The following is a 21,153-nucleotide window of genomic DNA, read 5'->3' as shown; positions in this document are numbered from 1 at the left end:
AACTTTTGGGGTGCAGTTCATTCTGAAAATACAATAAATCGGCTCACACAATAAAACGCATAATATCTAGTTTTTTGATCACCTGATATTATGCATTTTCTATTTTTAAAATCTTTTTGCTCAGTCTCTCTTTGTTACAAATTCATCTTAAAAGACATTGATTTTGAATAAATCTAAAAACAAATTTTACCCAACTGATCCTTCCATTTCGTAGCTAATCAAGCGGTTCAGCTCAACAGCATACTCCATTGGAAGTTCTTTTGTGAAAGGTTCTACAAATCCCATAACAATCATCTCAGTTGCCTCAGATTCTGACAACCCACGACTCATGAGGTAATAGAGCTGTTCTTCTGAAATCTTAGATACTTTAGCTTCGTGTTCCAAAGCAACCTGCGAGTTGTGAATTTCATTAAATGGAATAGTATCTGATGCTGACAAGTCATCCATGATAATGGTATCACACTCGATGTGAGAAACAGATTTCTTAGAGTTTTTATTAAAGGTTACTTGTCCACGATAGTCAACCTTTCCTCCACCTTTAGCGATGGATTTAGACACGATAGACGAGCTTGTATGTGGAGCATTGTGAATCATCTTGGCACCAGTGTCCTGGTGTTGCCCTGCATTAGCAAAGGCAATAGAAAGCATAGTACCACGCGCACCTTCTCCATCTAGGTAAACAGATGGGTATTTCATGGTTGTTTTAGCACCCAAGTTTCCATCGATCCACTCAACAGTCGCATCTTTCAAGGCTTTAGCACGTTTTGTTACCAAGTTATAGACGTTATCAGACCAGTTTTGGATAGTCGTATAACGCATGTAAGCTCCATCCAAAGCAAAGATCTCTACAATGGCAGCGTGCAAGCTGTTACTTGAATAAGTCGGTGCTGTACATCCTTCAACATAGTGAACACTTGCTCCCTCATCAACGATAATCAAGGTACGTTCAAACTGACCTGTATTTTCGTTATTGATACGGAAGTAAGTTTGAAGTGGAATATCCACTTTTACACCTTTTGGTACATAGATAAAGGTTCCACCAGACCATACTGCTGAGTTAAGGGCAGCCAACTTGTTATCTGTTGGCGGTACCAACTTAGCAAAGTATTGTTTAAACAAGTCTGGGTATTCCTTGAGGGCAGAATCCGTATCTGTAAAGATAATCCCCAATTTCTGGAACTCTTCCTTCATGTTGTGGTAAACCACTTCTGACTCATACTGAGCAGAGGCACCAGCTAGATAAGCACGCTCAGCTTCTGGAATCCCAATACGTTCAAAGGTTTCTTTGATTTTTTCAGGAACGTCATCCCATGAACGAGCTGGTTTATCAGATGGTTTTTGGTAGTAAATCAAGTCATCAAAATCAATCTCTGACAAGTCTGCTCCCCAAGTTTGCATGGGCATTTTTTTGAAGGTTTCATAAGACTTCAAACGGAATTCTAACATCCACTCAGGTTCTCCCTTTGCAGCTGATAGTTCACGAATGACATCTTCATTCAATCCTTTTCCTGTCGATAGGACAGGCTCTACATCATCATGGAAACCAAATTTATACTCACCAAGGTCAATTGGTTTTGGTTCTACTCTTTCTTCAGCCATAATATCCTTTCTTTCATTCTTCATTTCTACTGATTCATAAGGCAAAAGAAACTTGCCTTACTTATTTTCTTGATTTTCAATTGTTTTCTTCAGGGCATTCCAAGCTAGGGTTGCACACTTGATTCGTTGAGGAAATTTGGCAACACCTGACAAGAAGGCTGCATCGCTTAGTTTGTCTTGGCGTTCATCTTTTTGCCCTTGAACCATCTCAGAAAAAATAGTCGCAAGTTCTAAGATTTCTTGTTTGGTCTTTCCCAAAACTGCATCTGTCATCATACTAGCAGAGGCTGTTGAGATGGTACAGCCTGAGTTTAGAAAAGCGATATCCTCCAATCGATCTTCTGCATCAAACTTGACAGAGAGATTGATGACATCTCCACAGGTTGGGTTGTTGAGACTGATTTGCTCAGCATCTTCCAACTTTCCTTGGTGATGTGGATTTTTCGAATGGTCCGCTACCACTGCCATATAAAGGCTATCTAGTTTAGAAAGTGACATTGAAAAACTCCTTTGTCTTTTGTAAAGCATCGACTAGCTTGTCGCAATCTGCCTTGGTATTGTAGATATAAAAACTTGCGCGAGCTGTTGCTGGAACATCCAAATACTGAAGCAAGGGTTGGGCGCAGTGGTGACCCGCACGAACAGCCACTCCTTCATAATCCAAAGCAGTCGCAAGGTCGTGAGGATGGAGATCTCCTAGGTTAAAGGCAATGACACCTGAACGTTGAGCCAAGTCCTGTGAACCGTAAATGGTCAAACCTTCGATAGCCTGCAGTTTTGGATAAACGTATGCAATCAATTCCTGTTCATGGGCTTCAATTGCATCCATACCAATCTTTTCAAGATAATCTACTGCAGCAGCAAGTCCGATTGCACCTGCCATGTTAGGAGTTCCAGCCTCGAATTTCCAAGGCAATTCCTTCCAACTAGCAGATTGCTCATAGACGAAATCAATCATCTCACCGCCAAATTCAACTGGTGACATTTGCTCAAGATACTTTTTTTTGCCGTAAAGAACACCGATACCAGTCGGACCTGTCATCTTGTGACCTGAAAAAGCAAAGAAGTCCACATCCAAGTCCTTGACATCAATCTTCATATGAGGTGTAGACTGAGCACCATCCACCACCATAATGGCTCCAACTTGGTGGGCTAATTGAGTGATTTCTTTGATTGGATTGACAACACCCAGAACATTTGAAGCGTGAGCTAGGGAGACAAACTTGACTCTATCAGTCACTTTAGCTCGCAAATCCTCCATATCCAGAGCTCCATCCTTGAGATAGACATAGACAAGCTCTGCCCCAGTCTTGCGGCAGGCTTCCTGCCAAGGAATGATATTAGAATGGTGTTCCATGACAGAAATCAAAACCTGGTCTCCCTCAGTCAAGACTTCCTCTGCATAACGCGCTACCCAGTTAAGACTGGTTGTCGTTCCTCTGGTAAAGAGAACTTCCTTTGTAGAACCTGCATTGATAAACTTAGCAATGGTTTCACGAGCAGCTTCATAAGAAGCTGTCGCCCTTTCTGCCAAGGTATGAACGCCACGGTGAACATTGGCATTATCCTGTTCATAGTAGCGGTTAATCGTCTCCAGAACTGCTAGTGGTTTTTGTGTCGTCGCAGCATTGTCCAAATAGACCAGTGGTTCATCATTAACAATCTGGTCTAAAATTGGAAAATCCTTGCGAATCGCTTCTACATCTAACATAGGCTTCCCCTTAGCGTTTTGACAATTTTTCTTCAATAGTTGCAATCATTTCATCACGCACTTCCTTAACTGGAATCTCAACGATAACGGAGCCAAGGAAACCACGAACAACCAAGCGTTCTGCAGTTGCCTTGTCCAAACCACGGCTCATGAGGTAGTACATATCTTCTGGATCTACCTGACCGATAGAAGCTGCGTGACCTGCAGTAACATCATTTTCGTCAATCAAAAGTATTGGATTAGCATCTGAACGCGCTTGGTCTGAAAGCATGAGAACACGGCTTTCTTGTTGCGCATCAGCTCCCTTGGCACCCTTGATGATGTGGCCAATACCATTGAAGGTCAAAGTTGCTTTTTCAAGAATAACCCCATGTTGTAGGATATTTCCGATTGAGTTGCAACCATAGTTAGTTACTCGGGTGTCAATCCCTTGTACCTGACGGCCACTTGAAAGAGCTACGACTTTCAGATCCGCATGGCTACCGTTACCAATCAAGTCACTATCAAAGTCAGCAACGACATTCCCTTCGTTCATGACACCGATTGCCCAGTCAATACTCGCATCGTTGCCTAATTTACCACGACGGCTAATGTAGGCAGTGACGTTTTCACCTAGACGATCGATAGCCGCAAACTTCACTTGCGCACCTGAACGAGCAATGACTTCTACAGTGATATTGGCAGTTGCTTTGGCACTACCCTCACCACGAGATTCCAAACGTTCAAGATAGCTAATTTTACTGTTCTTACCAGCGATAATCATAATATGCTTGTTAAACGGCACATCACTATCACTATCTTGGTAGAAAATTCCTTCGATTGGCTCTTTAATTTCAACATTATCAGGAATGTAGAGAACAGCACCACTATTGAAATAAGCTGTATGGTAGGCTGCTAATTTATCATCGTCATACTTAACAGATGACATGAAGAATTCTTCGATCAGCTCTGGAATTTCTTCTAAAGCTGAGTGGAAGTCTGTAAAGACGACACCTTGTTCAGCCAACTCAACTGGAATTTGTTCAAAAACAGTTTGAGTACCTACTTGCACCAACTTCAAGTGGTTATCTAGTGCAGTGAAATCTGGAACATTTGCTGATGGCTCACTTTCTGTAATCGTTCCATCACCCAGATTCCAACGGTGGAATTTGACACGCTCAATAACTGGTAATTCTAGGCTCTCAATCTTATCAAAAGCTTTTTGACGGAGGTCAGCCAACCAGCTTGGTTCAGCGTGCATTTCTGAAAAAAGTTTAATATTTTCTTTAGTCATTTACTTCTCCTAAAAGATACGAGGGAATTACAATTCTTCCTTGTAGTCGTAGCCAAGTTCTTCAGCTAGTTTTGCGTATCCTTCACGTTCCAAACGCGCAGCCAATTCTGGACCACCAGAAAGGACAACACGACCTTCCATCATCACGTGTACCACATCAGGTGTGATGTAGTTCAAAAGACGTTGGTAGTGAGTGATAATCATAGCACCAAAACCTTCACCACGCATGGCATTAACACCTTTCGATACGACTTTAAGAGCGTCAATATCAAGACCAGAGTCAATCTCATCCAAAAGGGCAAATGTTGGTTCCAACATCAAAAGTTGAAGAATTTCATTACGTTTTTTCTCACCACCAGAGAAACCTTCGTTGAGGTAACGCTCTGCCATTTCTTCTTTCATGTTGAGCAGTTCCATCTTCTCGTCTAGTTTAGTAATAAACTCACGAACTGAAATCTTCTCATCATCTTCTTTACCAGCATTCATGGCTGCACGAAGAAACTCAGCATTGGTAATTCCAGGAATTTCAGATGGGTATTGCATAGCAAGGAAAAGTCCCATACGCGCACGCTCGTCCACTTCCAATTCAAGAATGTTTACTCCATCAAACAAGACTTCACCTTTGGTAACTTCATAGTTTGGATTTCCCATGATAGCGGCAGAAAGAGTCGATTTACCCGTACCATTTGGCCCCATGATAGCGGCGATTTCGCCTGTTTTCAGGGTCAGGTTAACCCCTTTTAAAATTTCTTTTCCTTCAATCTCAACGTGAAGATCTTTGATCTCTAATACTGACATGATAGTTCCTTTCTTTTTCAAGACCTTTACAGTGCTTACTAGAAACATACTTGATTTCCCTAGAAAATACGTTAATACTCACTGAAAATCAAAGAGCAAACTAGAAAGCTAGCCGCAGGTTGCTCAAAGCACCGCTTTGAGGTTGCAGATAAAGCTGATGTGGTTTGAAGAGATTTTCGAAGAGTATAAAAGGTCAATAAATATACTTTTATAGTATAACAAAAAAAAGCCTAAAAGGCTTTGATTTTGTCTAGAAGCTGAGGACTAGTCTTTTCCTTTTAAATGTTGGTCAATAACATCTACAATCTTGCCCATCAAGTAACTAACTCTAAAGTTTCTAAATAGTAAAATAGCCCAAAAGGCTGCCATAATATAGCGACCAGTCATCCAGGCTTCATTAAAAAAATAGGTCTCAGCAGCTGTAAACAGCGCGATGATAATAAATTGTTGTCTATTCATAAACTTATTGTATCATGAAATCTTTCTTTAGTCTTCCTCTACCTTCACTTTATCAGCTAAAAATTCAAATCCTTCTGGTATCAAACTTTCTTCTGCTTCTTTTTCAACTTGAGAAGATTTAGCTTTAGCTGAAAAGGCTGCGCGAACTTCTTTCCATTCCTCCATGGAAATGGCTAAAATCTCAGGTGAAAAACCTGCTGCCTGACTGAGGATGTTGCCAAACATGGTGTTAAGATTGTCTCGTTTCATGGTTTGACCAGCATTGAAGTTAGACTCAAAAGCAAGAATGGCATGATGTTCATTGGCCGCAACCGGTTGAGATCCAACTAACAGAGCCTTATCAGGCCCTCCAAGACTTTCAATTACCTCTCCCCAGGCATTTTGTAAACGAATCAGATTTTGACGTGCTAAATCAGGATTTTCAACAGCCTCTTGTAAGATAGATTGAACTTTATTGCGATCCACACGATAGATTGTCTTACTTGCTGCTGGGCGACTAGGGGCTGGACTAGTTGGCTTGGGTACAGCTCCCACATTTGCGAGTTCTTGTTTGAGACGTAGCACTTCCTGTCTCAGCGAATCAATTTCATGTTCAACCGCCCCAGAAAGAGCTGGTTCAGGCTTAATATCCGCCAAACGGATGGTCATCATCTCAGCATAAATCTTGGGCTGCAAACTAGACTTAATATCTGCTAAACTCACTGTCGCTAAGCGAATCATTTCAAACAGATTTTCCTGAGGAAGTGCCAAATTCTCAACAAAGACTGCACTATGATGAGTGTTTTCACCACCTGTTTGAACAATTAACAAGTCTCTTAAATAGTGTAAAAGGTCGGTCACAAAACGAGTCATGCTCTTACCATTCTCAAAAAGAAGATTCAAGCAAGACAAAGCCTTGGGAACATCCTGTTGAGACAAGGCGGCCACATAATCATCCAAGGCTGATAGGCTAATGGTGCCAGTAATTTCTTCAGAGATGGCAGTCGTCAATTCATTTCCTTGTGTCAAACTCAGGGCTTGATCCAAAATTGACAAGGCATCCCGCATCCCACCTTCAGCCCGTCTGGCAATGATTTCCACAGCCTCTGGTTCAGAACTGATATTTTCTTTTTCTAAGATATAGTGGATATGTTCCTTAATATCCTGTGTCTTAATTGATTTAAATTCAAAACGTTGTACACGAGATAGAATAGTGGCAGGAATCTTGTGCAATTCAGTAGTGGCCAAAATAAAGACCACATTCTGTGTTGGCTCTTCCAGAGTCTTTAGGAGGGCATTGAAAGCCCCTGTAGACAGCATGTGAACCTCATCTATGATATAAACCTTATAGCGAGCAAGGCTAGGGGCGTAGGTAGATTTATCACGAATTTCACGAATTTCATCTACCCCATTATTAGAGGCCGCATCCATTTCAATGACATCTTCTAAACTACCGTCCGTCACTGCCTGACAAATATAACAGTTATTACAAGGTTCACCACCAACTTGATTTGGACAGTTCATAGCTTTGGCAAAAATCTTAGCTACACTGGTTTTTCCTGTTCCACGAGGACCTGAAAAAAGATAGGCATGACTTATTTTCTCTTGCTCCACTGCTTGTTTAAGAGTCTTAGCCACAACTTCTTGACCAACCAACTGGGAGAAATTTTGACTTCTATATTTTCGATAAAGTGCTTGATACATTAGGCTTTCTCCCCAAACATTGTAAAGTCCCATTCTGTCTTTTCAAGCAAAATAGCGACAAATTGTTCCAAATAATCTCGATCCAGATCATCATAATCATCAATCTCTGAAGAATCCAGATCCAGAACTCCAAGTAGTTGACCATTCTTTATCATGGGCACCACAATTTCACTTTTAGCCCGACTATCACAAGAAATATAGTTGGGATAAGTCGTCACATCTCCAACCAGAACAGTTTCCTGAAAGTGAGCTGCCTCCCCACAAACACCCTTGCCTAGTGCAATACGGATGCAGGAAACACCGCCTTGGAAGGGACCTAAAATCAATTCCTCTCCATCGAACAGATAAAAGCCTGAGAATACGGTATTAGGAAAGCGTGATTTTAGAAGAGCACTGGCGTTGGAAAGATTAGCCAAAACATTGGTTTCACCATCCAATAAAAAAGAGAGCTCTTCATTTAACATTTGATAACGTGATTGTTTTTCTGATTCTAACATAGAACTATTATATCAAAAAAGGCTTACAGACAAAAGAAAAATCCCTTGTTTAGGAAACAAAGGATTTTGTAAATTTTCAATTTGATTAAAGTTCGATATCACCGAACAAGTCAGCCATTGAGAATCCTGTTTGTGTTTCTGGAAGTTCGAAATCACGTTTTTCTTGACGTTTTGGACGACGTGGACGAGCAGCACGTTTTTCTTCTTTTTGTCCTTCTTCTTGAGCTGGACGCTCTTCAAGAGCTTTGATAGAAAGTGATACGCGCTCTGCATCTGCGTTAACTTCAAGAACTTTAACTTGAACTTCTTGACCAACTTTAAGAGCTTCTTTTGGATTTTCAATACGTTTGTGTGAAATTTGTGATACGTGAACAAGTCCATCGATACCTGGCAATACTTCAACAAATGCACCAAAGTCAGTCAAACGTTTAACTGTTCCTTCAACTACATCACCTTTAGCCAATTTTTGCTCAACGCCATCCCATGGTCCAGGTGTTGTTGCTTTAAGTGAAAGTGATACGCGTCCTTCTTCTTCGTTAAGATCAAGGATTTTCACTTCAATTTCTTCACCAACAGTTACAACTGATTTTGGTGAAACGTTACGTTCATGTGACAATTCAGTCAAGTGAACCAATCCGTCAACACCACCAAGGTCGATGAAAGCACCGAAGCTTGTGATACGTGCAACTTTACCAGTTACTACATCACCAACAGCCAATTTACCGAATACTTCAGCACGAGCTGCTGCTGTAGTTGCTTCAACAACTTCACGACGTGAAAGGATGAAGCGGTTTTCTTTAGCGTCAACTTCTTTGATTTTAGCATCAAATTCTTGACCTACAAAACGCTCAGTGTTACGTACGAAACGAGTATCCAGCATTGAAGCTGGGATGAATCCACGAACACCTTCAAATTCTACTGAAAGTCCACCTTTAACGGCACGAGTTCCCTTAACAGTAACAACTTCTTCTTCGCGACCAACAAGTTTGTCCCATGCTTTGCGAGCTTCAAGGCGTTTTTTAGATACAAGGTATGTAACTGTATCAGTATCTTTACCAACTACTTGACGAAGTACAAGAACATCCAATACTTCTCCTACTTTAACAAAGTCATTGATATCTGCATCGCGATCGTTTGTCAATTCGCGAAGAGTCAAGACACCTTCAACACCAGTTCCAGAGATTGCAACGTTAGCTTGAGTCGCATCAACTGTCAATACTTCAGCACTAACAACATCACCAGTCTCAACTTGGCTAACGCTATTTAGCAAATCTTCAAATTCGTTCATCTAAAAAATCCTCCAACAATCAAGCTTTTCTTAAACTTGACATACTTATAATTTTTTTCCTAAGCACCCGCAAGGACATGTTTATATCGTTCACGTCTTTCAATTATAAAAATAAAATACCCTAAGATATTTTGCTTTTTATCTTGATCATTACCTAAGAACTGGGGTAGCTGGATTCGAACCAACGCATGAGGGAGTCAAAGTCCCTTGCCTTACCGCTTGGCTATACCCCATTGATGAAATGGAGAGAGAGGGATTCGAACCCCCGAACCCGAAGGAGCGGATTTACAGTCCGCCGCGTTTAGCCTCTTCGCTATCTCTCCTACAATCAACATGGACTATTATATCATGAAAATTTCAAAAAAACAAGACTTATTTTGCTAAATTATAATTTTCAATCAAAATCTCCACAGCTTTTTCCAATTTTTTATAAAAACTATCGACATTCCCATTCTTTATGATGGCAAATTGTCCGTCTAATTCGGCAATTTCTCCGATAACTTTTTTACCGATAGTCAATGTATAACCTTCAAAACTGTCTTTACCAACATTAACTTTGGCATCTGCTACTTGAATTTCAATTTTTTTATCTTTCTTGCTCATTTCATACCTCTCTTCACTTTTTCTATTTTACAAGAAAATCCTAAAACTAGCAAGAAAAAACTCTACATCAGGCTTGTCTGATATAGAGTTTTCTGCTTTATTTAATATGTTTTTCTAGTTCTTTTTGGTACTTACCATTTGATTCCAATTTTTCTTTTTGCCATTTTTTCAGTGCTTCTTCATATTCTTTTGTCGTAACGATATCTTTTTGCAATTTCATTCCTTTAAAGATATATGGGTCACCCTTAATACCAACTTGTGAGTATGGTTTTGAGAATGGCACTACATTACTTACAACTGGAGAACCACCAGATGAAGCTGTTGGCATCAATAATGAACTATCTGTCAACCAAGCTTGAGCCTTGGCATATTTTTCATAGCGCTCTTCAAGATTCGTAGTTTCTGAATCGGCATCATCCAATAATTTCTTATATTGGTCCAAACCAAGTTTCGCTACAACATCCTTATCTTTTCCTTTAGTAATACCAAGGTGTTTCATAGCAGAACCTGATTTAGGATCCATGATATTCAAATAAGATGCTGGGTCTTGATAACTTGGAGCCCATCCTGTACTATTCAAATCATAGTCTTTTTGAGAAGGAACACGCGCTTGTGATGTAATCGTTTCTTTTTCATTATCTGTCATTTGAAGTACATCGATGACAACATTTTCAGCACCAAGAGTTGATTCAATAGACTGTTTGAAAGAGTTGCTTTGTTGAACGGCGATAGTATCTGTTTGTTCAACCGGGACATCCAAGTGAATTGGGAAGCTTACCCCTTTAGATTCCAAGTCTTTCTTAGCTTTTTCAAAGGCTGCTTTAGCCTTGTCGGGGTTGTAGATAGAATCCTTACCATCGACTAGCTCAACACCTTTCCATTGGTCGCCATAGTTTACCAACTCTGCTTGAGCTATTTGGCCAAAGTTCTTACCACCTGCTTGCACAAAGTTATCTGGAACGAGACTGTTACGAATAATCTTGTCCGCACCGTCTTCACCATTTAGCTGAGCAGCATAAGAATGGCGGTTGAAGGCAAAGTTGATAGCCTGACGGAAGTCCTTATTCAGCATAGCTTCTTTAGTAGAAGTCTTTTGCTCTTCACTTGTTTTCGCAGTTTTATTGTATGACTGACGATTTACGTTAAAGGTGAAGTAATAGCTACTTGAATCCTGTGGGCTATAAGTAATTTTATCTCCGTATTGTTCCAAAGTTGAAGCAAAGTTTGAGCTACTTGGGAAGAGACGGGCTGTCGTATAAGCACCAGAAGAGAAGCTACGAATCAAGGATTCCTGATCTGAACCATCGTAGTAAGTCAATTTGATCTTCTCGATTTTTACCTTTTCTTTATCCCAGTAGTTTGGATTTTTCTCGTATTCGATCAACGATTTAGACGTCAAGGTCTTCAAGATATAAGGACCATTGTAGAGAATCCCTGCTGGAGTAACTGCTCCATAATCTTTACCTGATGCCTTCAAAAACTCTTCATTTACTGGCAACATCGTCGCTGTTGTAACTTTAGAGTTCCAGAAGCTTTCTGGTTTGTTTAGAGTATATTCAACTGTGTAATCGTCCAAGGCTTTGACACCAACTGTAGAGAAATCATTCGTCTCACCAGTCATGTAGGCATCCAAGCCCTTAATTGAATTTTGGATGAGAGAGACACCGTCTGACTTACCGTCAGCTACGTGTTTCAATCCTGTTACAAAGTCATGGGCTGTTACTTCTGCGTATTCTTCACCTTCTGAAGTGTACCATTTAACCCCTTTACGTAGTTTATAGGTATAAGTCAAACCATCTTTTGAGACAGACCAATCTTCAGCCAGGGAAGGAATAACATTTCCGTATTGGTCGTTTTCCATCAAACCATCAACCACGTTCCCGATGACATCTGTTGTAGAAGTACGGGTCGCTATACTATAGTCCAAAGATGCAGGATCTACTGCATAGACATATGAGAACGTTGTCGGTGCATCTGCTTCTTTATCAGCTTTTCCACAAGCTACTAAAAGAGCTGTTGTGCTCAGGACTACTCCTGCTGTTAAGAGCCACTTTTTCGATTTCATAAAAAATCTCCTTTAGTTTATTTTAATCTACTTTTACAATCCAACCTTCTGGCGCTTCAATATCACCAAACTGAATTCCTGTCAATTCATCATAGAGTTTACGAGTCACAGGACCCACTTCTGTTTCACTATAGAATACATGGAAATCATCACCGTGCTGAATTCCACCAATTGGTGAAATAACTGCTGCTGTACCACAGGCACCTGCCTCTACAAAACGGTCAAGGTTATCAATTGGGACATCTCCCTCAATAGGAGTCAAGCCCAAGCGGTGTTCTGCCAAATAAAGCAAAGAATACTTAGTAATAGATGGCAAGATAGATGGACTCAATGGTGTTACAAACTCATTGTCAGCTGTAATTCCAAAGAAGTTAGCTGAACCGACTTCTTCAATCTTTGTATGAGTTGATGGGTCTAGGTAAATAACATCTGAGAAATGACGTGATTTCGCCAATTTCCCTGGCAAGAGACTTGCAGCATAGTTCCCACCAACCTTAGCCGCACCTGTACCATTTGGAGCGGCACGGTCGTATTCATCCTGAATCAAGAAGTTGGTTGGAACCAAACCACCCTTAAAGTAATTTCCAACTGGCATAGCAAAGATGGTGAAAATGTATTCCTCTGCTGGTTTAACCCCAATAATATCTCCGACACCAATCAAAAGAGGGCGAAGATATAGGGTCCCACCTGTTCCGTATGGTGGTACGTATTCTTCATTTGCGCGGACAACTGCTTTACAAGCTTCTACAAACATTTCTGTTGGAACTTGTGGCATCAAGAGACGGTCACAGGTACGTTGCAAGCGTTTAGCATTTTCATCAGGACGGAACAGTTGAACACTGCCATGCTTAGTACGATAAGCTTTCAAACCTTCAAATGCTTGTTGTCCATAGTGAAGACTTGGAGAAGACTCTGAAATATGCAAGGTTGCATCCTCTGTAAGCTCTCCTTGATCCCATTGTCCATTTTTAAAATGAGCAATATAGCGATAAGGTAATTTCATATAGGAAAAACCAAGTTTTTCCCAATCAATTGTTACTGTCATATTCCACTCCTTATTCTAAAAATCTATTTCTTATATTCTACACTATTTTTCTAAAATAGCAAGTATATTTTGTAATTTTCAGAAAATTTCTTCAATAACGAGAGTTCTTATTCTTGACGTTGCCCGAAATCTGCAATCATCTGCTCCATTTCTTGTCGACTCGGAGTTGTCAACATATACAGGTAATCTCCTTGAAGTTCCGCGAAGGCAGCTGGCATGATTTTTTTAACCTTGAACTGCTGGCCATATTTGTCAAGCAAATCCTCCTCAGAATAGATATAATGAGCATTTGCACGACGGGATGTAGCTAAACAATATTGAGCTTCAAAGTCTGATGCTGGGAACTCTTCTCCTGCTACAATAGCAGCATATCCACGATAGAGGTCCAAGGAATGAGCAAAGTTATAAACATCAATAGTGAAACCACCTGCAGGACGGTTATTGTACTCAATGGCGATGTAATCATCCCCTTCGCGGAAAAACTCGATATGGAAGAACCGTTCTTTCATACCAAATTCCTTAACAATCGCTTCACCATATTTGCGCAGTTTAGGATCCATATCCTTGAGAACGTAATAGGAATTGTCCATCTTATAAATCATGAGATCAAGTGGTGTATAGGCGTAGTCAAAGGTCGTTGAAAAGACGATTTTTCCATCCTTGTCCACAAGACCATCAAAGGTACAAATTTCACTGGAAGTGACAAATTTCTCAAAGAAATAAACGGTCGAATGGTCCCATTCTTGCTTGAAGTGATTGATATCGTCTTCTGTCTCAAGCTTGAAGGTGGCCGTTGCCCCCACTCCATTATCAGGTTTGGCAATCATTGGAAGGCCGATTTCTTTCACAGCTTGATCAACATCTGCTTCCGTCTTGATAACTGCTCCAGGTACCACAGGGACACCTGCTTTTTTGAAAAGTTTCTTCATTTCAGACTTAAATTTCGTCTTTTTGAGATCCTCTGGTTTGGCACCAAAGACATTGAATTGTTCTCTGAGTGTTGCATCCAGCTCAAGCCAGTATTCATTATGAGACTCGATGCGATCAATTGGGCCATGTTTATAAAAGAGAAAAGCAGCTGCACGTTTGACTTCATCTATGTTCTCAAGGTTATCTACACGGAAATACTCGGTCAGGCTATTGCGTAAAAGTTCATCCAATTGCTCGTAAGGTTCCTGACCAATTCCCAAGACTGTAATGCCTTTATTGGCTAGCTCAATGGTAAACTGTTGAAAGTTTTGCGGATAGTAGGGAGAAATAACAAGGTAATTCATAGGTAACTCCTTTTATAAATAGAGATTGCCGAGGTAATAAGGCATTTGTTTGCGCCACCATTCCCAGTCGTGGGCGACATCGTGTCCCCATTCAGCAAACCAGGCTGGGATTTGTTTCTGGTCAAAGGCTTCTTTAAGCTTGTAGAAAGATGGTAGACCGTCTTGTTCCCAGGCTCCAAGCCCCGTACACAGCACAATCTCTGCCTGACGGTAACGGTCAATAAACCAGCCGTCGTTCTGATTCCAGATATAATCTACTGGCGAGTTTTGATAAATAGCATCATCATTGTAGTAATCGCCGACAAAAAAACGTGCATCGTAAACTCCACTGAGGGCAATCACCTTTGTAAAGACATCTGGATGTTGGAGGAAAAAGTTGACAGCATGGTAGGCGCCCATTGAGCAACCTGTCGTCATCATGCCATCAAACCAACCTGTCTTATGCTTGATAAAAGGAATGGCCTCCTCAATCACATATCGTTCATAGGCACGGTGCATCTCTGCTTGGTCGTGACCATTTTTCCAAGTAGCCAACCAGCTCTCACTGTCAACACTGGATAGGGTGAAGAACTGGACACGACCTTCCCCTATAAAGGAAGCACAGGCATCAATCATACCAAAATCATAGTATTCATTGTGACTGCCACCAGATGAAGCAAAAACCACAACTGGAATCCCAGCATGTCCATAACGGTTGAGATACATTTCACGGTTGAGATGGCCACTCCAGTGGCTAAGGTTTTCAATATGCATTGGCTTTCTCCTTTCCTAACTTACCATTTCTCTGCAAAAAAACGGAGACAATCTGGTAAATTTTCCGACCAAGGAATCTCACTATGGATGGCACCAGACTGAACTTTCAAGACTAGATTATCCAAATAAACTCCCCCTGCTATCAAATCACGGTAATAGTGTAGCGACGAGTCTATATAGGCTTGTTTGATATTACCAGCCATCAAGGTCTTATCTGTATCATCTGCTTCTTCTGTTCCTACATAGATGAAGATACGCTGGTCAGGCGACAGTTTCTGGCGCTTGATATAACGGTTAAAGGCATCTTGGTGAAGCCAGTTAGCAGATGAAAAGACACCTAGACAACCAATTTGGTCTTGGTATTCTAGTCCGATAAACTGGGTAATATTGCCTCCTAGTGACGAGCCAATCATAGCCGTATGCTGGCGATCAGCTTTGGTACGGTAGGTCTCATCGATAAAAGGTTTGACCACCTCCATGACAAACTCGGCATATTCCACACCCTTACCACCAAATTGCTGTCCTGGGATAGGAGATTCTTGGAACTTCCAAGCCGCATACTCATTCATCCGCCCCATACCATCATTATCAATGGCTACGACAATCATACGACTTATATCAGGATTACGCTTAATTGCTGGGATAATCTTCCATGAATGACCAATGAAGGACTCCTTGCTATAAAAAACATTTTGCCCGTCATGAAAGTAAACCACAGGATAGGAACGATCCGTGTCTTTTTCATAATCTTTAGGAAGAAGAACACGTACACGGCGCTCCTTGCCTGTATAAGGAACCTTGAGTTTGTGTTCTTTCATTTTTAGATAAAAGTAGGATTGATTCATTGTCAGAAAACTCTCTATATTCAAAATTTTATCTTATTATATCACAATTATAGAAAAAAAAGTTAGCTTTGCTTCCATTTTTGGATTAAAAACTAACTTTTTCATTTATTTTTCTAAATTCTTTTGGATTTTCTGATTAGAGGAGATTGTCAATCAAGTCATCGACTTCATCTTTTTCAGTTTGAGGTGTAATCTCAGTAATCATAATCCCTGCCACTGCTCGCTCAACTAAGCCCTTAACATCCATCCGCTTTTCATACTGCTCTGCATTTTTAATCTTAGGATTTGTCTTAGGACGGTCAGGTGCAAAAATCGTACAGCAGTCTTCAAAAGGCTGGATAGAAATATCAAAGGTATCGATTGCTTGGGCAATATCAATGATTTCCAACTTGTCCATAGTGACCACAGGACGAATGACTGGAGTGCTGGTCACAGCGTTGATAGTCTGCATGCTTTCCAAGGTCTGACTAGCTACTTGACCAAGACTTTCCCCATTGATGATAACCAAACCATTTCGTTCCTCACGAATACGATCGGTAATCCGCATCATAAAACGGCGTGTCAAGGTCATAAGATAGGCTTCTGGCGCTTTAGCCTTAATTTCTTCTTGAATCTCTGTAAAAGGCACTTCGATAAACTGGATATTTCCGCCAAACTTGGTCAATTTACGAGTCAAATCTTGAGCTTTTTTAAGGGCACCAGGACTCGTGTAAGGTGGGCTAGCAAAGTGAACTGCCTCAATATCTACCCCTCGTTTAAGAGCTAGATAACCCGCCACAGGTGAATCAATTCCTCCTGACAACATGAGCATGCCTTTACCAGAACTTCCCACAGGTAATCCTCCTGCTCCACGAAAGGTTTCATAGGAAATATAAGCTGCTTCCTCACGAATCTCAACCTGAAGATTAATATCTGGATTTTTCATCTGAGCTTTCACGTTTGGAATAGCCTTGAAAACAGCACTACCAAGAGTTTGATTGAGTTCACGACTATCAAGTTCAAAGGTGTGGTCGCTACGCTTACCAGTGATTTTAAAGGTCATCCCTTCCTTATAGGTTTCTTTCATAATCTCTTGGACAGCAGACTTAAGAACTTCCACAGACTTTTCGACTTTATAAACGGGAGAAAAGTTTTGAATTCCAAATACTTGTTTGAGCGATTCTGCTACTGCGGTATAATCAGCTCCATTCAGGTAAGCGTGGGCACGGTCGCGATCTGCGGTTACCTTAACTTGGGGATAGATAGACAAAACGTCTGAAATATTATTACGAAGTTTATTGATGAAACGCATACGATTTTTGTGTTTGGTTGACAATTCTCCATAGCGAATCATAATTTCTGAATACTGCATAAATGCTCCTATCTTACTTTTCTAGTTTGATTATAAATTAATTTTAGCTTGGTCAAAAACTGCTCGACCTGACTCATATCATTTTCTAGGTCAAGGCTTAAACGCACAGCTGACTGGGCCTTATCCTTGTCCACTCCCATGGCAATCAAGGTGCCGGCAGGTTTCCCTGCCTTGGATGAACAAGCAGAGGTCGTTGAGATGAAAATATCATAGTCTTCAAAGGCGTGAACGATAACTTCACCACGAACCCCCTTGATTCCAAAAGTCAGGATATGAGGGGCAAAGTCTTCCTCATCTGAAAAGACAAAAATATCTGGATAGTCCAGAAGGGCTTGGCGAATCACTGCCTTCATCTGTCCTGTCTTACTAGTAAAGATGTCCAGCTTTCCCATAGACAAACGGAGGGCCTTGGCTGTCGCTGCAATCCCTGCTACATTTTCAGTTGTCGAACGATAATCACGCTCCTGACCACCACCTGTTAAAAGAGGCGTAATCTTCTTGCCAGACTTTATATAGACAAAACCAACACCTCGGACTCCGTGGAACTTGTGACCAGAGAAAGTCGCAAAATCCACTCGTTCTGTCAGATACTTTTCAGTTGGAATCTTGGCAAGCGCCTGAACCGCATCAACGTGGAAGGAAATAGTCGGCTTGTCTGCCAAGAGTTCTGAAATAGCTTGAATAGGTTGAATCGAGCCGATTTCATTGTTTACAGCCATGACAGAAATTAGGATTGTATCAGGTCGTATCAAAGCTCCTAGAGCCTCAACATCCACAAATCCTTTCTCATCAACTGGAGCAAAATCCACTTCAAATCCTTGACTTTTCAACCAGAGGGCTGACTCTTTGACTGCTGGATGTTCAATGGCTGATACGATGATGTGCTTGCCAAACTTGGCTTTTTCAAAGGCCACACCCTTGATGACCCAATTATCTCCTTCTGTCCCACCAGAGGTAAAAAAGATTTCATCGCTTTTCTTACCGATTAAATCTGCAATCTGTTGGCGGGAAGCATCTAAGATTCGTGTTGCCTGGTCTCCCAAACGATGGAGACTAGATGGATTTCCTAAAATTTTTGAAGCCACCTGCATATAGGTTTCAATGGCTTCATGATAGGGCTTGGTCGTCGCTGAATTATCAAAGTAAATCATGTTTTCTCACGCTTTCTAAAATCACTCTTTCTATTGTATCATGAAACGGAGCCTGCGACAAGAATAGGCAATTCCTCTTTTTTTAAGATTTTTTTAAAGAAATGCGGTATAATAAATTTTAATTAAAGGAGAGAATGTATGTCTAATTATCGTAGAACTTCAAAACCAAAAACAGAACACATCAAAAAAGGCTTTACAGTCTTTCAAAAAACCGTTGCTACTATTGGTAGTATCCTTGGCTTGATTACCGCAAGTATCACTATCATGAACGCCTTGGATAATAACAAAAATACTAAAAAAGAACCTACGACAAGCCAGACGACAACAATTGTCAAAGAAATTCAAAAGGAAGCCCCTCAGGAAAACACTCGTCCCAATAAAGAAAATAACACTTCTCAAGAAAAAACACCGCAAGAAGAAACACCACAATCTAGTGTCAAGGAAGAGAAAAAAGAAGAGCAGAAAACAGCAACTCAGGACTCTACTACTCCTGCTCCAAGTAAACCTACCACTGAAAATGAAAAACAACCCAATACTCCAACTTCAGAAAATAAAAGCAATCCTCAGTAAGCACTTGATTTAAGAAAAAATTAACTCAAAAATAAAACTACACAGTCTCTCTTTGCCTTGACCACAATCAAGCCAAAGAGAGACTGTGTTTTTGTATAATTGATGTTTTAGAGGGTAGATTCTTGACCAATTTTATGAGATTCATACTCATAAAATTGAAACCTAGCTATGTTGTGATAACTTATTTGTCTCTAACATAAACTTTGCACGCGCCAACAATACTCTCTCATCTGCCCCAAAGGGGGTCAAGAGCCATTTTTCATTTACCTTATATTCGAAATCCTTCTTCATGCAGAAGTTAGTAAGCCTTTTACATCTAACATAAATAGTCTATCTCAACCACTTCATAGATATTAGTTTCTATTTTGTCGTTTTTTGGCTATTTTAGAGGTGGTTTTTTGCTCAACCTCTTTTTGCTTACTAAAAATTAAAGAATTCCATAGCCTGTTTGAAAAGCAATTCAGTATACTCTGGGTCTTCTTGGGCAATGGTAACCTGGTCTTGAATCAGTTCCAAGTCATCCGTTATCATGCCATCTGCTCCCAAATGAACTGATTTATCAAAGGACTCTGAACTATTGATGGTCCAAACGTACAATTTCTGATCGGTATTCCAAAGCTTGTTGACAAAATTTTCATCTAAAGTTGAATACTCCATGGTGTAACCTGTAGCCTTGGTTCTTGGAAAAATACTATTATAAGGTAGGATGAAAAAGACTGGAATTTGAGTATCGTAGGCTAAAACCTGGTCAATCACATGATAATCCAAGGATTGCATTTGGTGACCATTCTGCTTAAGAACCGTTCCATATTTTTCCATAAACCGTTTCATCATATCTGGACTATCTTTTCGACTGGTTTTAATCTCAATAAGAAGTTTTTGATGTAATTCATTGGCTTTATTGAGATAGTCATCAAAACTGGACACCTTGCTATGATAACCATTTTCTGAAATATCAAGTTTGGTTAATTCTTTCAAAGTTAAATCCTGTGGATTAGCATTAACTCCTGTCAGATTCTTAATATTGGCATCATGCATCATGACAAACTGACCATCTTTTGTTTCCTGAACATCTGTCTCAACGAAATCTGGAGATAACTGAGCGGTTTTTTCTAGTGATTGGACGGTATTTTGCACACCATTCTTATTAGATACTCCCCTGTGAGAAATGATTAAAGGTTTATTGGCTACTGGAGCTTCTAAATAAACATAACCCTCAAGAGCGAAAAAGATACAAGCACAGCCCATCACTCCCCATCTCATCCAGTGGTCTTTCTTTCTCCTTGGTGTAATTTCTAGTTCTTCTCCCGTTAAGAAGGAAACAAACTTAATAAGAAAGTAAGTCAAGGCTATATAATGAAAATTCTTAATCAAGACAAAATTGATAATTCCCAGAACAAGAGATTCCTTATGTGTCAGACCATCCATCAGTGCCTGACTTGCTAATATTGGAATCAATAAAAGAATGAAAAATAGGTAGGTTTTGACGACAATCCAAAGCAAGTTCCAAATATAAAACCAGGAGTGCTTTCTTGTCTTCTCTAGACTGTATCTGACTGCTTCTTTGACTGTCTTCTTCTCAAATAAAAGCTGAGGTAGGGCAAACATGAAACGCACTGAAATATAAAATAGAAGTAAAGCTAGAATAGTAACCACTATACCTACTAGCCAATACTTGTCTTCCACATAATCAACGATAAAGTCCGGAATGACAATTTTATTTAAGTAGTAAATCTTTAAAATCTTTCGAATCACTGGAAAGAGCATCATGACATAAAAGAAGATAAAGGTTATCTTGGCAAGCGTGACTTGCTTCATAAACAAGAAACTTTGTCGAAAGACCTTGCGACTGTACTCCAGCAAGGTCCTCTTTTCATGACATAATAAATGCCGAGCACCAATAAAGAGAAGTCCTATCTGGTAATAGGCGATCAGTAAATTAACGATTACCAGAATAAATAAAGCAAGACTAACAAAGGGAGAACCCGTTATAATGGCAAAAATATTGTTGTAGGATAGAAAGAGATAACCTGTCTGACGGAGCAAAAGTCCAGCAATCCAAGAATTTGATGGTAACCAGACAAACTCAATCATCATGAAAGTCAAGAAAAATAGAAAAAGTATTTTATCTAGATTAAAGTATATCTGCTTAAAACCTAGATTTTTAGGTTTTTCAGGTTTCATAGGC

General features: G+C 40.2%; 19 protein-coding genes and 2 tRNA genes. 1 reads left to right on the top strand and 20 read right to left on the bottom strand.

Annotation, left to right across the window (positions count from 1 at the left end; translation table 11 throughout):
* Positions 1-186: 186 nt before the first annotated feature.
* From sufB to HT734_RS04825, 19 genes are all read right to left on the bottom strand, one after another.
* A complete protein-coding gene (gene sufB / locus HT734_RS04915; RefSeq protein ID WP_000797048.1) occupies positions 187-1,599 on the bottom strand; it encodes a Fe-S cluster assembly protein SufB in 1,413 nt (470 codons plus the stop codon).
* Positions 1,600-1,656: 57 nt separating this feature from the next.
* Positions 1,657-2,097 carry a Fe-S cluster assembly sulfur transfer protein SufU gene (gene sufU, locus HT734_RS04910; RefSeq protein ID WP_173277100.1) on the bottom strand — a complete coding sequence of 147 codons (441 nt, stop codon included), beginning with the start codon at positions 2,095-2,097 and terminating at the stop codon, positions 1,657-1,659.
* Positions 2,084-3,310: a cysteine desulfurase gene (locus HT734_RS04905; RefSeq protein ID WP_173277102.1), complete on the bottom strand. Its 1,227-nt coding sequence runs from the start codon at positions 3,308-3,310 to the stop codon at positions 2,084-2,086. Before HT734_RS04905 ends, sufU begins: the two co-directional genes overlap by 14 nt.
* A 10-nt stretch (positions 3,311-3,320) precedes the next feature.
* A complete protein-coding gene (gene sufD, locus HT734_RS04900) occupies positions 3,321-4,583 on the bottom strand; it encodes a Fe-S cluster assembly protein SufD (protein ID WP_000159654.1) in 1,263 nt (420 codons plus the stop codon).
* Between the two features lie 27 nt (positions 4,584-4,610).
* Positions 4,611-5,381, bottom strand: coding sequence for a Fe-S cluster assembly ATPase SufC (sufC, locus tag HT734_RS04895; RefSeq protein ID WP_000114489.1), 771 nt, complete (start codon positions 5,379-5,381; stop codon positions 4,611-4,613).
* A 264-nt stretch (positions 5,382-5,645) separates the two neighbouring features.
* Positions 5,646-5,840 (bottom strand): DUF3272 domain-containing protein, encoded by a 195-nt coding sequence (locus HT734_RS04890; RefSeq protein WP_001081602.1) that lies wholly within the window; start codon positions 5,838-5,840, stop codon positions 5,646-5,648.
* A 27-nt stretch (positions 5,841-5,867) separates the two neighbouring features.
* Positions 5,868-7,523 (bottom strand): DNA polymerase III subunit gamma/tau, encoded by a 1,656-nt coding sequence (gene dnaX, locus HT734_RS04885; RefSeq protein ID WP_061759836.1) that lies wholly within the window; start codon positions 7,521-7,523, stop codon positions 5,868-5,870.
* Positions 7,523-8,020 carry a GAF domain-containing protein gene (locus HT734_RS04880; protein ID WP_033680459.1) on the bottom strand — a complete coding sequence of 166 codons (498 nt, stop codon included), beginning with the start codon at positions 8,018-8,020 and terminating at the stop codon, positions 7,523-7,525. The genes dnaX and HT734_RS04880 overlap by 1 nt, the downstream gene beginning before the upstream one ends.
* An 85-nt stretch (positions 8,021-8,105) precedes the next feature.
* Positions 8,106-9,308 carry a 30S ribosomal protein S1 gene (gene rpsA, locus HT734_RS04875; RefSeq protein WP_001001635.1) on the bottom strand — a complete coding sequence of 401 codons (1,203 nt, stop codon included), beginning with the start codon at positions 9,306-9,308 and terminating at the stop codon, positions 8,106-8,108.
* A gap of 161 nt (positions 9,309-9,469) precedes the next feature.
* Positions 9,470-9,541: transfer RNA gene (locus HT734_RS04870), tRNA-Gln, on the bottom strand.
* A gap of 9 nt (positions 9,542-9,550) precedes the next feature.
* Positions 9,551-9,631: transfer RNA gene (locus HT734_RS04865), tRNA-Tyr, on the bottom strand.
* A 49-nt stretch (positions 9,632-9,680) separates the two neighbouring features.
* Positions 9,681-9,911: a DUF2969 domain-containing protein gene (locus HT734_RS04860; protein WP_000037113.1), complete on the bottom strand. Its 231-nt coding sequence runs from the start codon at positions 9,909-9,911 to the stop codon at positions 9,681-9,683.
* 97 nt (positions 9,912-10,008) lie between these two features.
* Positions 10,009-11,976, bottom strand: a complete 1,968-nt coding sequence (locus HT734_RS04855; protein ID WP_077805000.1) for a peptide ABC transporter substrate-binding protein — start codon at positions 11,974-11,976, stop codon at positions 10,009-10,011.
* Between the two features lie 22 nt (positions 11,977-11,998).
* Positions 11,999-13,021 (bottom strand): branched-chain amino acid aminotransferase, encoded by a 1,023-nt coding sequence (locus HT734_RS04850; RefSeq protein WP_173277105.1) that lies wholly within the window; start codon positions 13,019-13,021, stop codon positions 11,999-12,001.
* A gap of 107 nt (positions 13,022-13,128) precedes the next feature.
* Positions 13,129-14,295, bottom strand: coding sequence for an ATP-grasp domain-containing protein (locus HT734_RS04845; RefSeq protein ID WP_173277107.1), 1,167 nt, complete (start codon positions 14,293-14,295; stop codon positions 13,129-13,131).
* A gap of 12 nt (positions 14,296-14,307) precedes the next feature.
* The gene (locus tag HT734_RS04840) at positions 14,308-15,048 is read right to left on the bottom strand and encodes an esterase family protein (RefSeq protein ID WP_173277109.1); all 741 of its coding nucleotides are present in this window, start codon (positions 15,046-15,048) and stop codon (positions 14,308-14,310) included.
* Between the two features lie 20 nt (positions 15,049-15,068).
* Complete coding sequence (locus HT734_RS04835; protein WP_173277111.1) at positions 15,069-15,893, bottom strand: alpha/beta hydrolase; 825 nt, start codon at positions 15,891-15,893, stop codon at positions 15,069-15,071.
* Positions 15,894-16,029: 136 nt separating this feature from the next.
* Positions 16,030-17,244 (bottom strand): tRNA uracil 4-sulfurtransferase ThiI, encoded by a 1,215-nt coding sequence (thiI, locus tag HT734_RS04830; protein WP_173277113.1) that lies wholly within the window; start codon positions 17,242-17,244, stop codon positions 16,030-16,032.
* 8 nt (positions 17,245-17,252) lie between these two features.
* Positions 17,253-18,395, bottom strand: coding sequence for a cysteine desulfurase family protein (locus tag HT734_RS04825; RefSeq protein ID WP_061759829.1), 1,143 nt, complete (start codon positions 18,393-18,395; stop codon positions 17,253-17,255).
* 138 nt (positions 18,396-18,533) lie between these two features.
* On the opposite strand from HT734_RS04825, the gene HT734_RS04820 reads away from it, so the two are divergent.
* The gene (locus tag HT734_RS04820) at positions 18,534-18,965 is read left to right on the top strand and encodes a DUF6556 family protein (protein WP_061759828.1); all 432 of its coding nucleotides are present in this window, start codon (positions 18,534-18,536) and stop codon (positions 18,963-18,965) included.
* Between the two features lie 420 nt (positions 18,966-19,385).
* Here HT734_RS04820 and HT734_RS04815 read toward each other — a convergent pair whose 3' ends face one another.
* Positions 19,386-21,149 carry a glycerophosphodiester phosphodiesterase gene (locus tag HT734_RS04815; RefSeq protein ID WP_061759827.1) on the bottom strand — a complete coding sequence of 588 codons (1,764 nt, stop codon included), beginning with the start codon at positions 21,147-21,149 and terminating at the stop codon, positions 19,386-19,388.
* Between the last annotated feature and the right edge of the window lie 4 nt (positions 21,150-21,153).

This window comes from Streptococcus sp. k-90, assembly GCF_013277565.1.
Classification (GTDB): Bacteria; Bacillota; Bacilli; order Lactobacillales; family Streptococcaceae; genus Streptococcus.
The sequence above is the reverse complement of the archived record's forward strand: the minus strand, read 5'-3'. Positions and strand labels throughout refer to the sequence as shown.

Bases quoted from the DNA above. Each gene is read 5' to 3' on its own strand.
- sufB (WP_000797048.1), bottom strand. From the start codon at position 1,599: ATGGCTGAAGAAAGAGTAGAACCAAAACCAATTGACCTTGGTGAGTAT.
- sufU (WP_173277100.1), bottom strand. From the start codon at position 2,097: ATGTCACTTTCTAAACTAGATAGCCTTTATATGGCAGTGGTAGCGGAC.
- HT734_RS04905 (WP_173277102.1), bottom strand. From the start codon at position 3,310: ATGTTAGATGTAGAAGCGATTCGCAAGGATTTTCCAATTTTAGACCAG.
- sufD (WP_000159654.1), bottom strand. From the start codon at position 4,583: ATGACTAAAGAAAATATTAAACTTTTTTCAGAAATGCACGCTGAACCA.
- sufC (WP_000114489.1), bottom strand. From the start codon at position 5,381: ATGTCAGTATTAGAGATCAAAGATCTTCACGTTGAGATTGAAGGAAAA.
- HT734_RS04890 (WP_001081602.1), bottom strand. From the start codon at position 5,840: ATGAATAGACAACAATTTATTATCATCGCGCTGTTTACAGCTGCTGAG.
- dnaX (WP_061759836.1), bottom strand. From the start codon at position 7,523: ATGTATCAAGCACTTTATCGAAAATATAGAAGTCAAAATTTCTCCCAG.
- HT734_RS04880 (WP_033680459.1), bottom strand. From the start codon at position 8,020: ATGTTAGAATCAGAAAAACAATCACGTTATCAAATGTTAAATGAAGAG.
- rpsA (WP_001001635.1), bottom strand. From the start codon at position 9,308: ATGAACGAATTTGAAGATTTGCTAAATAGCGTTAGCCAAGTTGAGACT.
- HT734_RS04860 (WP_000037113.1), bottom strand. From the start codon at position 9,911: ATGAGCAAGAAAGATAAAAAAATTGAAATTCAAGTAGCAGATGCCAAA.
- HT734_RS04855 (WP_077805000.1), bottom strand. From the start codon at position 11,976: ATGAAATCGAAAAAGTGGCTCTTAACAGCAGGAGTAGTCCTGAGCACA.
- HT734_RS04850 (WP_173277105.1), bottom strand. From the start codon at position 13,021: ATGACAGTAACAATTGATTGGGAAAAACTTGGTTTTTCCTATATGAAA.
- HT734_RS04845 (WP_173277107.1), bottom strand. From the start codon at position 14,295: ATGAATTACCTTGTTATTTCTCCCTACTATCCGCAAAACTTTCAACAG.
- HT734_RS04840 (WP_173277109.1), bottom strand. From the start codon at position 15,048: ATGCATATTGAAAACCTTAGCCACTGGAGTGGCCATCTCAACCGTGAA.
- HT734_RS04835 (WP_173277111.1), bottom strand. From the start codon at position 15,893: ATGAATCAATCCTACTTTTATCTAAAAATGAAAGAACACAAACTCAAG.
- thiI (WP_173277113.1), bottom strand. From the start codon at position 17,244: ATGCAGTATTCAGAAATTATGATTCGCTATGGAGAATTGTCAACCAAA.
- HT734_RS04825 (WP_061759829.1), bottom strand. From the start codon at position 18,395: ATGATTTACTTTGATAATTCAGCGACGACCAAGCCCTATCATGAAGCC.
- HT734_RS04820 (WP_061759828.1), top strand. From the start codon at position 18,534: ATGTCTAATTATCGTAGAACTTCAAAACCAAAAACAGAACACATCAAA.
- HT734_RS04815 (WP_061759827.1), bottom strand. From the start codon at position 21,149: ATGAAACCTGAAAAACCTAAAAATCTAGGTTTTAAGCAGATATACTTT.